This window comes from Streptomyces sp. NBC_00273 (assembly GCF_036178145.1).
Lineage (GTDB): Bacteria > Actinomycetota > Actinomycetes > Streptomycetales > Streptomycetaceae > Streptomyces.
Map to the genome: position 1 here is coordinate 10,301,350 of NZ_CP108067.1, position 14,800 is coordinate 10,316,149.

Consider the following 14,800-nt stretch of genomic DNA (forward strand, 5'->3'; position numbering starts at 1 on the left):
GAGCCCTCCCTCTATCCGAAGGTCGCGATCGGCCTGAAGTCCCTGGCGGGGAAGTCGGGCAGCTGGTTGTGGCAGCGTCGACACAGGAAGTCCTCCGGGGCCTCGTCGACGCCGAACACCTTGCGGCGCAGCGCGACCGCCGGCTCGCCGGACAGCAGCTCGTCGATCGAACCGTCCCCGACGTGCCCGAACACCTCGCGCTGGTAGTAGTCGTTGCAGCACAGGAACAGGGCCCCGGTCACGGAGATGTTCACGTGCTGCACCGGCCAGCCGCAGCCGGTCAGCCGCCCTTCCACCCGGACGCCCTGGGCGTACTCGCCGCCCAGCTCACCGGCCCGGTCACACGTCAGGCTCGGGTACACCTGCGCGCCAAGCGGAACGAAGTGCCGCTCGACCTCTTCGAGGTTGCGCTCCCGACGCGCGCCGACCCCGTTGACGACGACGTGCACCGGCAGCCCGGCGCGCAGGGCAGCCTCGGTGTTGCCCATCGTGTGGTGGTAGCTCCGTGACCCGGTGAGCTTGGCGAACTCGGCCTCGTCGACCGCGGGGATGTTCACGATCAGGTCCTTCAGCACCCCGGTGCGCTTCAGATCCTCGATCTTCGCCGTGGTCAGCGCGGAAGCATTCGTGTACAGAGCAAGTGGCATCCCGTGATGGGCCAGGACCTCCAGCCTTTGTGAGAGGTACCGGTCCAGGGTCGGCTCGTTGAAGAACTGGAACGTCACGTACGAGGCGCCGGCCGCGGTGAGCTTGCCGACGATCTCCTCGAACAGGCTCATCGGCATGGTCCGACGCGGCTTGGGGTCGGTCGCCACCGGGCAGGAGACGCAGCCCCAGTTGCAGTGGGCCGTCACCTCGATCTCCCCGGATTCGATCCGGTACGACCGGCACAGCTCTACAGGATCCTGTAGCCACTCTCGTGCCACCGCCGCCGCCACCCGGCTGGCCCCGAACCGGGCCGAGAGCTCAGTGCTGTCGTGAGGGCGTTCGGAGGCGTACCGCAGGAGCTGGAGTACCTCAGCGTCGTCCTGCCACACGATCACCCGGTCCAGACCCACGACCCCGAACACAGTGCTCTCCAGAGGCGGAGAGCCCGTGGGGGCCTCAGGCCCGGCGGTGTCCGACAGATACACCAGGTCGGAGCGGGTGCTCGGACGAACGCTGGAAAGGTACGGGGAGGTCTGCAGCATTGAGGCTGCCGCAGTCCCGTCCGGACAACCGTCGTGCACGAGTGACAAGGCGCCCGAGCGGGCACCAGCGCGAAACGGCATGAGAGGTCCCTTCATCTGCGAGGGGTCGGGGGACAGGTGCCAAGGCCAGGCACCAGGCCGAGCAGATCGTTCGGCCGATCAGAGGATCGAGTTTCGGGCACCAGCACGTCCGATGCGATGGCCAGACGGGGGTCCCGCGGGGGTCCCGCCCGCCGGAACGGCCCCTGGGAAACCACAGGGAGTGCTTGACTGATTACGTGACCGAGCATTCGCATCCGCTGGCTTACCGGCGCGCGCTCAAAGGCCTGACCCGGGTCGACTTGGCGAACCTCATCGCCGCGGCGGCGCAGCGCCGGGGACTGCGCTCGGGCACCGACAAGCACCGGGTCCGCAAGTGGGAAGTTCTAGGGGTCACCCCGGAACCCGAAACGCAGATCTACATCGCTGAAGCGCTGGGGCTACCCGTCGAGCTGGTCGACCCCGGCAACTGGCCGAACTGGCTGCCCGGCAGCGACGGAGGCGTCGTTCCCCTCGGCCCGTCCAGCACCGTCACCGCCCTGCGAGAGGCCCTCAACACCGCCATGGAACGCCGCACCTTCCTCACCATCTCCGGCACCGCCCTCACAACACTGGCCGCCGCCTGGGCCACCAGCGGAGGGATCGCGCTCGCCGCACAGTCGGAGGGCAGCAAACTCGTCGGCGAGGACACGGTCAGCCTGCTGGAGGACACCAGCCGACAGCTCAACAGCCTGGTCACCGAGCAACGCCAGCACGTATCAGCCCTGCTGGACGCCCACCTCACGACCGTCACAGAACTCATCGCCCACAGCCGCTACGACCGCATCACCGGCCTACGCCTCCACACCCTGGCCACAACCCTCGCCCAGACCGTCGCCTGGCACCGCTTCGACCACGGCCACCACACCGCCGCCAGCAAACTCTGGATCGCCGGCCTCCACAGCGCCCACGCCACCGACGACCCCGACCTCGGCGCTGCCATGCTCGGCGACCTCGCCTATCAAGCCGCCTGGCGCAAGGACCACACCACAGCCGCCGGAATCCTCCAGCACGCCCTCAAACGCACCCAGCACCCCGCCGCGCGCTCCCTCCTCCACCTCCGCCTCGCCCGCACCCTCGCCGCGCAGGGAGAGAAGCAGCCCGCCCTGCATGCCCTTGCCGCAGCTGAGCACCACCTCGGCGCATCGTCCGGCCTGCCTCTGCCCGCATGGTGCGCGTGGATGTCCGAAGCCGACCTCGCCGTCGACTCCGGCCAAGCCCTCCTCGACCTCGGGGACGCCGCCCGCGCCCACCAGCTCATCGGCGAGGGCCAAGCCCTTCTGCCTGCCACCCGTGACAAGACCCGAGGAGTCTTCCTCGCCTATCAGGCAGCCAGCCACCTGAAGCTCAAGCAACCCGAACTGGCAGCCCACACCGCCGGAGAAGCCATCCGACTCTCCCGCCGAATCGGTGCCCCGCGCTGCGAACGACTCGTCCAGGAGCTCGTGCCCGAATTCCAGCCCTACCGCACCGCAGCCGGAGTCCCAGAACTCCTGGCCCTCGCCGCAGCCTGACAGCGGTGCCAGGCAACGAACGCAGGCCATCAGCCGGAAGCCTGCTGCCGGCACTGGGGGTGTCGAGGGCTGCACAGATGCCCAACGAGAGCTGTCACCAGGCGTGACGCGGTCTCGCGACGAGGCCACAACAGGCCCGCCATGTCCTCCTCCGGTACGGCCGGGACCGGCCGCAGCAGCCCCGGGGGTCATCTGGCGGTCGGTGGTGACATGGAGTTCAGGGGTTCAGCCGGAATCTCGTAGTCAGCTGGGCTTGTGTGGGGCGGTCTGCAGTTTGCGGCGGCGCCGGTGTTCGCGTTGTGCTTGGGCGCGGGCGCATTCGCGGGTGCAGTACTTGATGCCGGTGGTGCGGTTCTGTCCATATTCGGCGCGTCCGCGTTGGCGGACGAAGGCCCGCCGGCAGTTCTCGTTGGCGCATTCGCGGATGGTGGCGTTCTCGGCGAGGTGGTTGTAGAGCTGGAGGAACGTCACGGCCAGGAGTGTGGGGTAGCGGTCCTCGAGGCCGCCGATGCCGATACTGAAAGGCTCCAGGGCCGCGTTGAGGGTGCTGGCCAGGTCGCTGACCTTCAGCGCCAGCAGCTCCTCACGCATGTGGTCCAGGTCGCGCGGCCACGTCTCCGCCTTGTCGCTGTTGGCGGCCTGCCACTGGGCGAGCTCTTCTTCGGTGGCCTCGGCTTCGACGAGTGCGTCCAGTCCGCCCTCGTGACGCAGAGCCAGCCAGGTGGCGATGGCGTCCTGGGCCTCGGAGACGAACAGCGTCGCCAGCTCGCCGTAGAGGGCGAACGGCCCGCGCTCGGGGTGCAGGCTGTCCGCCAGCGCGGTGAAGTGCTCGTGTTCCTCGACGTCCAGGCTCAACGCCCCCACGCGGCCTCCCAGATGCCCGTAGGCGCGCATCATGGCGGCGACCGCCTCCAGGTCGGCAGGGGCGAGCTCCATGAATTCGCGCAGGTAGAAGTCCTCGGGCAGTGACACGGTGCCATCGCCGGGGGAGCGGAGCTGGGGGCTCCAGACGATCCACTCGCCATCCACCCGCGCGTCGGTGAGGGGGCTCAACTGCGGTGCGGGAACGGGTGTTCCGGGCCATAGCGTGGGACGAAAGCGTGGGTCAACGTATGCCGCCATGTGCGGCATCATAGCCAGAGATGAGGGAATACGAAAAGACAGCTGTTCGTATCACGCATGCGGAACTCGTCGGAGGGGAAACCACCGTGACGCAGTGGCAGCACCGCAAGGCTGTCGGGGACCTGCACGAACAGCGAGTCGCCGCCGCCTTGCACGCCAGAGGCTGGACCGTCCATCCCTGCGGACAGGGCACCTATCCCCATGCAGTCCGCGAAGCCTTGCGCCGGACCCGCTCCGCCCTGCGGCAGTTCCCCGACCTGATCGCCGCCCGCGGCAGCGAACTCATCACCATCGACGCCAAAGACCGCATGCCCAGTACCCACTCCGACCGCTACGCGATCAGCACCGCCACCCTCAACGCCGGTCTCCTCCTAACCGCCGCCCACGCACCAACCCCGCTCTACTACGTCTTCGGCGACCTCAAAGTCCTCACCCCCGCCGAAGTCCTCCACTACACCGACCACGCCCTGCGCCACTCAAGCGGCGCCTACCACCTGGTCAGCACCCACCGCGCCCACTCCTTCGACAACGTCTTCGGCCCGGCCGTCGCCCGAGCAGCCTGACCAGGCAGGGCCCTGGCCGAGGGGGCAGCCGGACGACGGTGGCGGGGCCCCGCATCACCGCAGCACCCCTCGGCCCCCTGGGAGCCCCGCTGGTCCGACACACCTCCAGACGCTGCAGCCCCTCGAACAATGCTCTTGGTGTTGCCCGTTGCGCCGTCAACCGCCCCGTCCGCGATGACAGCGGGAGTGGAATCGTCGGCGTCGCGTCAGGCGGCCCTGGCGGGGCGACCCGTGCGCGCCCGCGCGGTCGAGCCGGCCTGCCCCACCCCCTGGAACATGATCGTTTGCCCGGACGTGACCGTTGTCGACGTCGCCGAGCACCCCGCAGCACCCGCCCCCGTGACAGGACGCCCCGCACGGATCAGTCGCTTGACGGGCTGCCCCCGAACCGCGAGGACCGGCAGTTCGTGGTGCCGGGGGCGGATCGGGGCAGGAGGCCTCGCGCCGGTCCGGATGCTTCAGGGCCTTGGCTCGCGTCGGGTCCGCTCTCGCCCTGTCAGGCGCGGCAGGCCACCGTAGGGGCGTGGATCAGAGCCGGAGGTAGCTGTTGAGGTAGGTACGGGCCGCGGCTTCGCTGGGGCCGAACCCGGTTGCGATCTGCTCGATCGGTACCTGCTGGGCGGCGAGTTCGCCTGCCGCGTCCTGGCCGACCTGGGCGATGACGTACCGCAGGTCCGCCAGCGCCTTCAACGCCACCAGCGGCTGCTCGGCGGCCAGGCCGTCGAGCCGGCGGAGGAGTACGGTCAGGAGCCCGGTGAGCTCCGTGGGGAGTGGGACGGCGGCGTCGCGGATCACCGACAGGTGCGCGCCGTAGTCCGATATTGGCCCGGACAGGTCGACGTCCGCCTCGTACAGCGGCTCGTCCGCGGTCAGGACGGTCCAGTCGAGCGGGTACTCGGCCATTCCCCGCCAGCCGCAGGAGCAGCTGCCCCGCAGGACCGCGGCCCGCGGTCGGCCGAACCGGCCGTCGTAGGCGTGCCACTCGGTCGACGACGGCACATGCGGGCCGCTGCCCACGTCGAAGTAGACCGGTCCGGGCTCGCTGCCGTCGGCCAGCAGCACCCCCACCGACCCCTCGTGCGCGGCTCCCAACGCCTAGAGCACCCTGTCCACCACGATCACCTCGCTCCCAGCTGTGCGACCGGCCGCTCATCAGCCGACCCGCGACATCCAGGCTGCCCCGAGAGGTCCGGCCGCGTACCAGGATCCACCGAAGGGGGTACGGACATGTTGGTCCCGGCCCCATCTCCGGATTCGGGGCCGCCCGTTCCCTGCAGGCGGCCTTCTGAGGGACCGTCACAAGAGGTTGAGCTTCTCCTCGATGTGCTTCACCGTGCTGGTGACGTCGAGAAAGGTGACGCCGGCCGAGCCGATCGCTACGAGCGCGGTCGCTCCGAGGTGACGGGTGAGGACGAAGGCGAGGAGTGCGCCGAGAGCTCCGCAGAGGACGGCGATGAGGATCGCCATGACCTTGACGGTCCTCGTGGGGGTGTTCGTGGCGGGGGCGGTCTCCTGCGGGGCGGCAGGGGTGGCGGGCGTCTGGATGGTGGTGGGGTCGGTGGTGATGCGGGGCACGCTGAACCTCACTGGGGCGTTCGAGGGTGGTGGTCTTGGAGTGGAGTGGTTGGAGTTCCCCGAGGTGCCGGGCGTCGTGGGGCAGCACGCTGCGGGGTCGGTGGGCGCGGGCGCGGAGGCGTACCGAAGGTGAGCCCGAGCGGGCCGGCGACCGGGGGTCCCCGTAGCCGGCAGCGGCCGGGCGTACGCCGGTCTGGGCTGCGGCTGCCGGTACGCGATGTTCTCGAAGCCGTGGTGCAGAGCTACGGGCTTCGGCGCGTGGCGTCGGCCGGCTCCCGGTGGGCCTTGTCCTCGTGCGGCCGGTGTCCTCGGTGAGGCGGCCAGGGCGCGGTGCCGCGCCTCCTGAAGAGGCTTTGCCCCGGGGTGGGTCCGGTCCGGGCGAGCACCGAAGGGTGCCCGCCCGGACCGGATGCTGCCGTCAGCGGTGGGCGGGGATGCGGGTGTGCAGACCGGCGGCTCCTTCCCCGGCCGCTTCGCCCGGCACGGTCAGGGACGGGTGTGAGCTGCTCTGTTCGGCGAGGAGCAGGGTCAGCAGGAGACCTGCGGAGTGGTTCCGCAGCTCGCCGAACAGCAGGCACTGGGCATGCAGCCAGGCGGCCAGCCGGTCATCGGCGCCGGGAAAGCCGCCTGCGGCATCGAGGACTCTGTGCTCGGCGAGACGGTGGGCCTGCTGGTAGGAAGGCGTCGACCTTGAACGCCTGCGCAAGATGTACGCCAGCCTCCTACGCACTGCCACCGAACACGTCGACCGCCTGCAGGTTTATCGTCACCGACAACGACTCCCCTCCGATCGAGGGCATTCACCGGCCGCTGGAGCTGTCCGACACAGACCGACTCGTCCCCATGCCCACTGCCGAACTTGGTGACGCGCAGCCTGCAGACGCGCCGCCAGATGAGTGAGCGGGCGCCTGACGACCGCAGTGGGGCCGGACAGGAACACCCTGCCCGGCCCCGCTGGCCGTCGTATATGCCGACCTCATCCCGACCTTGGACAGCTGCGCCACCTGCTCCGGCGGTCAGCGACGCGGGCTGGCGGCGCTGATTGTCGACCCACGTCCAGAGTTCCAGCGATATGTCCTGCTGCGCCTGGTCCGCGCTGCAGTCCCCGCCCGGTGATCGTCAGCCTGCTGGCGGGGGTGGTGGTGCGGCCCGTGCGTGAACGTTCCGCAGTCCGCTTCATCCCGCTTCGGACGCCGTGCAGTGGCGGGAGTGCTCGACGCGCCAGAAGGCGGTGGCGGAGCTGCCGGGCCGGGAGTGCCCGCCTTGCCGGTCACAGCTACCGCCCTGGTAGCCCTCGTCGACTGAGCAACGGGCCTGCCGTGCGAGCACAGGTTTGGGCGTCGTTGTGGTCTGGGGCCGGTCACTGGTCGATGTCGTCGAAGAGGCTGCGTTGTTCCCCGGCACGCTGACGGAGCTGTGACATGCGTTCGCGAAGGCTCTGGGTATTGCTGGGCGTCCAGTCGCTGGCTTCTTCTGGCGGCTGGCGCATCTGCTGGTAACTGTCGATCGCCCAGTCAATTTTTGAGGCCGTGTCGGTGTCGTGCCTTTCCTTGAACACCTCTTCATACAACCGCAGGGCATCTTCAACTGGATCGTTGTCTTCGTCACCGGCGAACTCCTCAGCCCAGTCATCCACCATGACATTCAGGTGCGGGACAAGCTCTTGGCGCACATGCTCCAACATGGCCTCGCGATCCCCGTCGGTAAGGAGGACGTCCCATGGTCCTACGCCGCCTCCGGTATCGGCCCAATCGGCGTCAGGCGCCGCGACAGCCAACTCCGTCATTCGAGCAATGGTCTGCTGCCGGATGTCTTCGGGCAGTAGGCCCGCTTCGTGGAGGCGGGCCAGCACAGGCGGGCCAGGATCGTACGCGGTCGGGGCATCGAAGTTCACGAGCGTCGCGCAAATGTCAGGATCAGCTGTCAGGTATACACGCAAGAATCCCGAACCGGTGTTTTGCCGTAGGTAGGCGAAAACCGCTCGTTCGCGGTCGTGGTACTGCTGCCAGTTTTCTTCGCGTCCCCGGGGTTGCTGGCGGAGGGCGGCCACGCGGCGGGCTACATCCGCGTACAGCGCGGGCGGGATACGCAGCAGGGTGCCTCGATGCTGTTCGCTGTCGGGCGTGAGGCAGTCGGTGCGTGACAGAAGAGCCTGATCGGTCATGCCGATGAGGACCATGGGCATGAGGTGGGGCTGGGTGGCCAGCCAGGCGGCGAAGCCCTCCCGGAGAGTGGGGTGATGGAACGTCCAGTACTCCTGTCCGTCGGAAGACGTGTTGAGACGGAGGAAAGAGCCCGTGAGCGCGGTTAAGGCTCGACTGACGCCAGCCGGCGTGGATCCAGCCCGTTCGACGATGTCACTGTTGCCGGCATCGAAGACGATCGGGTTCGGAAGGCCAGTTAGCGCCTTGTCTCGGGCCGTGGCGTAGGTGAGCGCGAGCGCTGCGTGGGCGTGGGTGTCCAGCTGGTCGTATACATCGCGTAGCAATTGCTGAGAGTGGACCATGAACGTTGTGATGCCCTGCTGAGTCAGAGACAGACCGGAAGTGAACACCTGCAGCCCCAGGCGACGCGCGGCCTCAGGGCGAAAGGGTGCGGCGTCAGCAGCTGCTTCCAGGTGGGGCTTCATCCGAGCGCGCACGTCTGCGGGCTGGTCGCCAGCGGCGAGGTGGTTATACAGGATCTGCTGCCGTTCAGTGGGCGTGAGGTCGGCGACGTCCACGGTGACGAGCTGCTCGTCTAGCCGGGGATATGCGTACGGCTTCAACAGCGGCCGGGCTTCGTTGTAGATGTAGCTGCGGGAGGTCAGCACCACGCGGGCGCCGTTCTTGACCGCGCTCATTACATGCGGCAAATCACGTGCCCAAGCATGGGTGAGGTGTTCCTCGTGGCGGACAGCGCCGAAGGCATCGTCGAGCCAGAAAAACTGCCCCTTCTCATGCGGATTCCAGCGCTGCACAAGTTCTTCGGAAGTCCGGGCCTTGATGGCCGCGCAGCCCCAGTTGTCAGCCGCGCTGATGGCCAGCATCAACGCGATGACGGACTTGCCGACCGCCGGGTCGCCCAACAGCAGCACAAAGCCGTGGTCACGCAGCGCACGAGCAGCCTTGCGGTAAGCACCAGTGACGACGAACGTGGTCACCTGCTCGGGCGCGGACGCCATGAGCACCGAAGCCTGGGCGTATGCACGCTCGTCAAGGATCTGCGACAGGTCGCCGAGCCCGTAGACGCGGGGAACGAACATCCGTAGCCCGCGGTGCATGGCGATCATGTCGCTCAGCCACTGGCCGTCCAGAACCAGCGGATGCGCGACCCCACACGCGAGCAGCCGACGGCGGATCTCCTCCTCAGAGGTGCCGGTGACCCTCGCGTTGGTCAGGAGCACGTACGTTCCGCACACGCCGCGCTTCACCAGGGCGCTGACCTTATCGAACTCGTCTTCAAGCTCGGACGGGGCGAGCGTGGCGTCGGCCTTCTTGGTGTGCTTGCACTGCAGCACGAACGGCCCGGGTGGAATGTCTCGCACACCATTAGGGGCGGTAGGCGGCTGCCAGGTGCCATAGAACGCGCCATCCCGGCCCCCGTCGTTGGAGTCGGCGAACGCCTGCACCGACTGCCCCCATACCTCCCGCAGGACAGCCGCGCACAAGTCCTGGAAGGCCCGCCAGCCCAAAGTGTGCAGGGTAAACCGGGGCGAGCCGACAGCCACGACCTCGCCTGCGCTGCTCACGAGTCGTCCCTGCGGCCGGCCTCATAGTTGGCCAAAGCGGCCATGCCTTCCCACATGGCCTCATCGTTGCAGTCCGACACGGGGGCCTTCTCACGATGACGAATATTGGGGTTGAGGAAATGGAGCAGTGTCACACCGCTGCCCACTCAAAACCAAGGCGGGCCAGCGCTGCGAGCTGCTCGGGGGTGAGCTTGGCGCGCCTGGTCTATGTGTTGGTGAGCCATACTCCGAGCTTCACGGCATACTCCTGGCCGTCGACGGCGACGGCTTCTGTGTGCCCTGGGGACGGTCAGGGAGCCCGTGCGGGCCTTGCACTGCGCGAAGGCTGCAACGCCGCGCTCGAAGGCCCCGGGACCGCCCTTGCGGGCTTTTGCGGGTGTCTCCTGTTCCGGTGGTAGGGGCTGGATGCCGAGTTGTTCCAGGCGTTCGCGTTGCCCGTCCATGAGCCGTGCCCAGACCGTGTGCTGGCACTGCTTGGCGAGCCATCGTCCGATGCCCATGCCGTGGTGATGGTCTGCGGGGGAGTGTCAGTGGAGATTCGTCGGCTGGTTGTCAGCGGTGTAGCCCCAGCGATCTGGTAGTTCACACTGACGGGCCATGACGCATTGGTGCTGACACGAGTGACGAATGGCCACGTCGTTCTCATGCCGACCATCACGATGAACGACCAGCCGGCCTCGCCGACACGACCCGGCAGCAACCGGCACCCGCGGCCGCCGACGCGGTCAGACCGTCCCAGTTCCGTCGTTGCGTGATGTCAGTTCTCATTCATGTTGTGGTGGAGCCGTCGCTCTGACTCGCGGTGCCGCAAGCGGATGAGACACCGCGTGGTCGCTTCAGTGGGTGGCCAGCGGGCCTGACCTGTGCTGCCGCAGGTTAGAGGGGAGTCCCGCAGACGTATGGGGAGTTCCGGATGGCGTTTGCCGGATCTGGCCGTGTGCAGGGTGGGGTGTGCGTGATGATGGGCTGGTGAGTACCACCGCCGTCGTCAAGTCGTCCGTGTCCCACGAGCCCGGTCGCGCACTGTTCCCGGATCAGGTCCGGGGGCTGGAGTCGGTGGTCAGGCACCTGCAGCGCCCCGGTACCCGTGGCCTGTATGTGGCGGCGACGGGTACGGGCAAGACGGTCGTCGGGATCCGGGCCGCGCTCGCGCTGTCTGCTCGCCTGGTCCTGGTGGTGGTGCCCACGCTGGACCTGGCGGCGCAGACGGCGTTGGCGTGGCGGGCGGATGGCTACACGCGCCACTTGATCATCGTGTCCTCCATGGACACCGCCGGCCACACGAAGCTGGCGGCCGCACAGGTCGGCTCGACCGGCAGCCCGACCGCGCTCGCGGCGCTGCTGTCGGTGGTCGGCCCGGGCCCGGACCGGATCCCGTTTCTCACCGTGGTGTGCACCTACGACTCCCTGGACAAGATCCGCGACGCCCAGCACACCGGCCGCCCGGTGCCGCCGTTCGACCTGGCGATCATGGACGAGGCACACCGGATCGCGGGCCGCGCGGACAAGAAGTGGACGGTCATCAACGACGCCTCGGCCATCCACACGGACCGCCGCCTCTACATGACCGCGACCCCGCGCAGCTTTGCTGCCCCAGAGGTGGCGGAGTCCGCCAGCCTGATCCGCCCGCGCCGCCACCGTCCCGCCGCCGAGCCGGCCGACGCGTCCGCCAACTCGATGAACAACGAGGCCGTCTACGGCCGGAAGATCTTCGAATATCCCCTGGCGACCGCCATCGCGGACGGCCGAGCCGCGGACTACCAAATCGTGGTCCCCACCATCACCGACACCGACCTCCGCGCCGCCCTCAACCCTCCCACGCCCGGCAACACCGATGCCGCGGCCAGGGACACCGGCACCGCCCATGGAGAATCCGGGGACGGTGCAGCACGGACCACCGCGCTGCACCTGGCCGTCCTGAAGGCCATGACCCAGCACAGCCTGCGCAGAGTGCTGGTGTACTTCCACCTCGTCGAGGACGCCACACGCTTCACCCGCGAGCTCGGCCACACCCTGCGCCTACTCAAACGCAACGCCCCAGACCTGTGCCCGGACCTCGACCCGGCCCTGTTCTTCGTCCACGGAGACCACACCCCCGACGAACGGGCCGCCACCTTCGCAGCCTTCGCCGCCGCCGACCACGCCATCCTGACAAACGCGAAGCTCATCTCGGAAGGCGTCGACATCCCCAGCGTCGACGCCATCGTCTTCGCCGATCCCACCCGCAGCGTCATCCGCTGTGTCCAGGCCCTCGGCCGCGCCCTGCGCCTGGACGTCTCCGGGAAGACCGCCTCCCTGATCGTCCCCGTCTACCTCCCACCAGGCGCCGACCCCGAAGACATCCTCGGCACCGCCTACGAGCCGGTGTGGGCGATCACCACAGCCCTGGCGAGCCACGACCACCGCATCGTCGAACGCCTCCCGGACAAAGCGAACCGGCTCCCCAAAGAGACGAGCACGCTGGTCGCCAAGCGCTGGCACTTCGACTTCACCCTCCACCCCGAACGCATCGCCCGCGCCATGGACCTGATCGCGTTCAACCCCCACGGCCCGCTGACCCGCTCACGCCGCGCCGGCCTCGCCGCCGCACAGGCCTTCCACGACGACTACGGCCACCTCGACGTCCCCGCCGACCACACCGACCCGACCGGCTTCGAACTGGGCCGCTTCATCAACACGATGCGCGAAGCCGCGACAGCCGGCCGCCTCGACCCGGAGTGGATCGCCGAACTCGACGCGCTCGGCATGATCTGGGACAAACACCAGGCCGCCTGGCGCGCCCGCCTCACCGCCGCAGCCGACTACCACCACACCCACGGCCACCTCGCCGCCCCCGCCACCACCCCCATCGGCGCCTGGCTCGCCGAGCAGCGCTCCCACGCCGCCAAGGACCAGCTCGCCCCCCAGCGGGCCGCCGACCTGACCGCACTCGACCCCCACTGGCAACTCCCGCACGGCCCCGACTGGCACCGCAAATACCACCAACTGCGCCACCACCTCGAAACCGGCCGCCCCCTCACCCCCGACACCACCACCGGCAGCATCAACCTCGGCGGCTGGGCCATCCGCCAGCTCACCCACTGGACCACCCTGGCCACCGGCCAGCGCCAGCTCCTCGAAGCCCTCGGCATCACCCCGACCACCACCAGCCTGGCCCCCCGCCCGACAGCCCGCCGCACCTTCCCCCAGACCGTCCAGCTCCTCGAACTCTTCCTCCACCGAGAACACCGCGCCCCCACGGCCCGCGAAACCATCACCGTCGACGGCGACACCGTCAACATCGGCCCCTGGTTCGCCAAGACCCGCACCAAGATGCGCGCCGGCCAACTCGACCCCGAACACGCCCAACTCGTCGCAGCACTCTTCGACGGCGAATGGACCGACGAAGACCCTGCCCCGGCCTTCGCCTGACCCCGCCGACAGCAATGTCCGGACTGCGCGGCCCCACGATGAACAGGCCCCCCTCCCACAGAGGCACGGCCTCCGCATCCAGATTCCCGGAAAGTTTTGAGGGAAGGAAGCAGCAGGAGGACGGTAGGCCGATCGACGCTCCCGACACCTGTACGCTCACGCCTGCCATGATCCCGTCATGGCTGTCACCCTTGAGTTCTTCGTGGCACCGGACGATGTGTCAGCGACGGTCAGTGGGTGCCCTCGTTGCCGTCGTAGGTGGGGCCGGGGGTGCTGCCCCATGTGCCGTCTTGGGGTCCGCCGCTTGCTCCGATGACCCAGAAGCCGGTCAGTGAGATGACTGCGGGTGCCACGGCCAGGGCTTTGATCCATTTCCCCAGGGCGTCTTGGATGCCTTGGGCGGCAGAGCTGAGCATGATGACGGCGACGGCAGCCCATATCACCACGCATAGTGTCGCGCTGATGATCGTCCATCGCTTGATCCGGCTCATGGCGCCCCCACTTGTTCTTCATCTCATCTGCCGGTCCATCATGCAGCGCCTGCAGCCGACAGTCGGCCCCGCCCCCTCCACTACTCCTGGCTGGCGCGCTGCCGCGGGTCCAGGCCTGGGGGTGCGCTCTGGAGGCTTCGGGTGGAGGTGGTGACGTCGGGCGGGGAGCGTGACATGGTCATCTAGCTTGTTTTGAAGGTGACTTGGGGAGGGTCAATGGGCAGTCTGCCCGTGGTGCTGGGTTTCGCGGTGGTGTGGTTATTGATCGCGTTGGTACCGATGCGGAGTCCTTCCGCCCGTAGGGCGTGGGGGAGGGGTGTCCTGGGTGTCTCTGTTCTGATCGTGCTGGCCGCGGCTCTTTTCGGTGCCTCGGCGGATGTGGGTATCGGCTATGAGGGGCCGTCACCTGTATTGCTGGCGACGCTCGGGGCAGCGATCGTTGTGGCGCCTGGTGCTATCGCCGCGCTGGTGCGCAGTGGCAGAAGCAGTTAAGACTCCCTGCCCTGGCGGGGAGCGGATGTAGCCCTGGGGCGGTCTGTCGGGTGCATGGCCGCCATCAGGGCATGCACCCGACAGACCGCCCCGGAGACCCAAGCCTGGAGAGGGCAGGCGTAGCCGCCTGCTGCTTTCTGGGCTGGGTTGGGACGGGGTCGGTGCTGGCAGGCGTTTGCACGGCCCTTTTTCCCCGGCCGCCGGTTGGGCCGTGACCACCCCAGCGCAGACCGGGAGGTTTATGCCGTTGGGTTTCCCGTGCTGGAGGCTTCGCCACCGACCCCGTCGAAGTGGACCTTAGCCGGGGCCACTGACACCGCCGCCGGCACCCGACAGACCACCCAGGCCCTTCACCGCCGCTAGCTGACCCGCGGGAGCGGGCCTGGTCCTGGAGGCGGAGCCGGAAGGACCTGAAGGGGTGGGAGCGTCAGCGGACATCCCTTCATTGTCCGCGCTTGCGCGGACAACTGGTGGCGCGTCAGCGCCACCAGGCCGGCGCTTGCGCCGGCCCTTTCCTTTGACGGCCGCTTGCGGCCGTCGATTCCCGTGCTTGCGCGGGAATCTGGCGAAGCGTCAGCGAAGCCTGCCCGGAGCGCAGCGGAGGGCGTCGCTCTTCGGCGGCTTGCCGCCGAAG

10 protein-coding genes are annotated in these 14,800 nt (G+C 68.5%); 3 read left to right on the forward strand and 7 right to left on the reverse strand.

Annotation, left to right across the window (positions count from 1 at the left end; translation table 11 throughout):
• Nucleotides 1–11 precede the first annotated feature (11 nt).
• Nucleotides 12–1,070, reverse strand: coding sequence for a radical SAM/SPASM domain-containing protein (locus tag OG386_RS46680; RefSeq protein ID WP_328786129.1), 1,059 nt, complete (start codon nucleotides 1,068–1,070; stop codon nucleotides 12–14).
• A 398-nt stretch (nucleotides 1,071–1,468) separates the two neighbouring features.
• On the opposite strand from OG386_RS46680, the gene OG386_RS46685 reads away from it, so the two are divergent.
• Nucleotides 1,469–2,782, forward strand: coding sequence for an XRE family transcriptional regulator (locus OG386_RS46685; protein ID WP_328786128.1), 1,314 nt, complete (start codon nucleotides 1,469–1,471; stop codon nucleotides 2,780–2,782).
• Between the two features lie 243 nt (nucleotides 2,783–3,025).
• Here OG386_RS46685 and OG386_RS46690 read toward each other — a convergent pair whose 3' ends face one another.
• On the reverse strand, nucleotides 3,026–3,835 hold the full coding sequence (locus OG386_RS46690; RefSeq protein WP_328786127.1) for a CGNR zinc finger domain-containing protein: 810 nt from the start codon (nucleotides 3,833–3,835) through the stop codon (nucleotides 3,026–3,028).
• A 155-nt stretch (nucleotides 3,836–3,990) separates the two neighbouring features.
• On the opposite strand from OG386_RS46690, the gene OG386_RS46695 reads away from it, so the two are divergent.
• A complete protein-coding gene (locus OG386_RS46695) occupies nucleotides 3,991–4,467 on the forward strand; it encodes a hypothetical protein (RefSeq protein WP_328786126.1) in 477 nt (158 codons plus the stop codon).
• 528 nt (nucleotides 4,468–4,995) lie between these two features.
• Here OG386_RS46695 and OG386_RS46700 read toward each other — a convergent pair.
• The 4 genes from OG386_RS46700 to OG386_RS46715 all read right to left on the reverse strand — a co-directional run bounded on the left by OG386_RS46700 (nucleotide 4,996) and on the right by OG386_RS46715 (nucleotide 9,772).
• Complete coding sequence (locus OG386_RS46700) at nucleotides 4,996–5,559, reverse strand: hypothetical protein (RefSeq protein WP_328786125.1); 564 nt, start codon at nucleotides 5,557–5,559, stop codon at nucleotides 4,996–4,998.
• Nucleotides 5,560–5,763: 204 nt separating this feature from the next.
• On the reverse strand, nucleotides 5,764–6,042 hold the full coding sequence (locus OG386_RS46705) for a hypothetical protein (protein WP_328786124.1): 279 nt from the start codon (nucleotides 6,040–6,042) through the stop codon (nucleotides 5,764–5,766).
• A gap of 418 nt (nucleotides 6,043–6,460) precedes the next feature.
• Nucleotides 6,461–6,748 carry a hypothetical protein gene (locus OG386_RS46710; RefSeq protein WP_328786123.1) on the reverse strand — a complete coding sequence of 96 codons (288 nt, stop codon included), beginning with the start codon at nucleotides 6,746–6,748 and terminating at the stop codon, nucleotides 6,461–6,463.
• 654 nt (nucleotides 6,749–7,402) lie between these two features.
• Entirely contained in the window at nucleotides 7,403–9,772 is a 2,370-nt protein-coding gene (locus tag OG386_RS46715) for a hypothetical protein (RefSeq protein WP_328786122.1), read from the reverse strand.
• A gap of 969 nt (nucleotides 9,773–10,741) precedes the next feature.
• Between OG386_RS46715 and OG386_RS46720 the strand changes: the two genes are divergently transcribed.
• The gene (locus OG386_RS46720; protein WP_328786121.1) at nucleotides 10,742–13,183 is read left to right on the forward strand and encodes a DEAD/DEAH box helicase; all 2,442 of its coding nucleotides are present in this window, start codon (nucleotides 10,742–10,744) and stop codon (nucleotides 13,181–13,183) included.
• A gap of 230 nt (nucleotides 13,184–13,413) precedes the next feature.
• Here OG386_RS46720 and OG386_RS46725 read toward each other — a convergent pair whose 3' ends face one another.
• The gene (locus OG386_RS46725) at nucleotides 13,414–13,626 is read right to left on the reverse strand and encodes a hypothetical protein (RefSeq protein ID WP_328786120.1); all 213 of its coding nucleotides are present in this window, start codon (nucleotides 13,624–13,626) and stop codon (nucleotides 13,414–13,416) included.
• Between the last annotated feature and the right edge of the window lie 1,174 nt (nucleotides 13,627–14,800).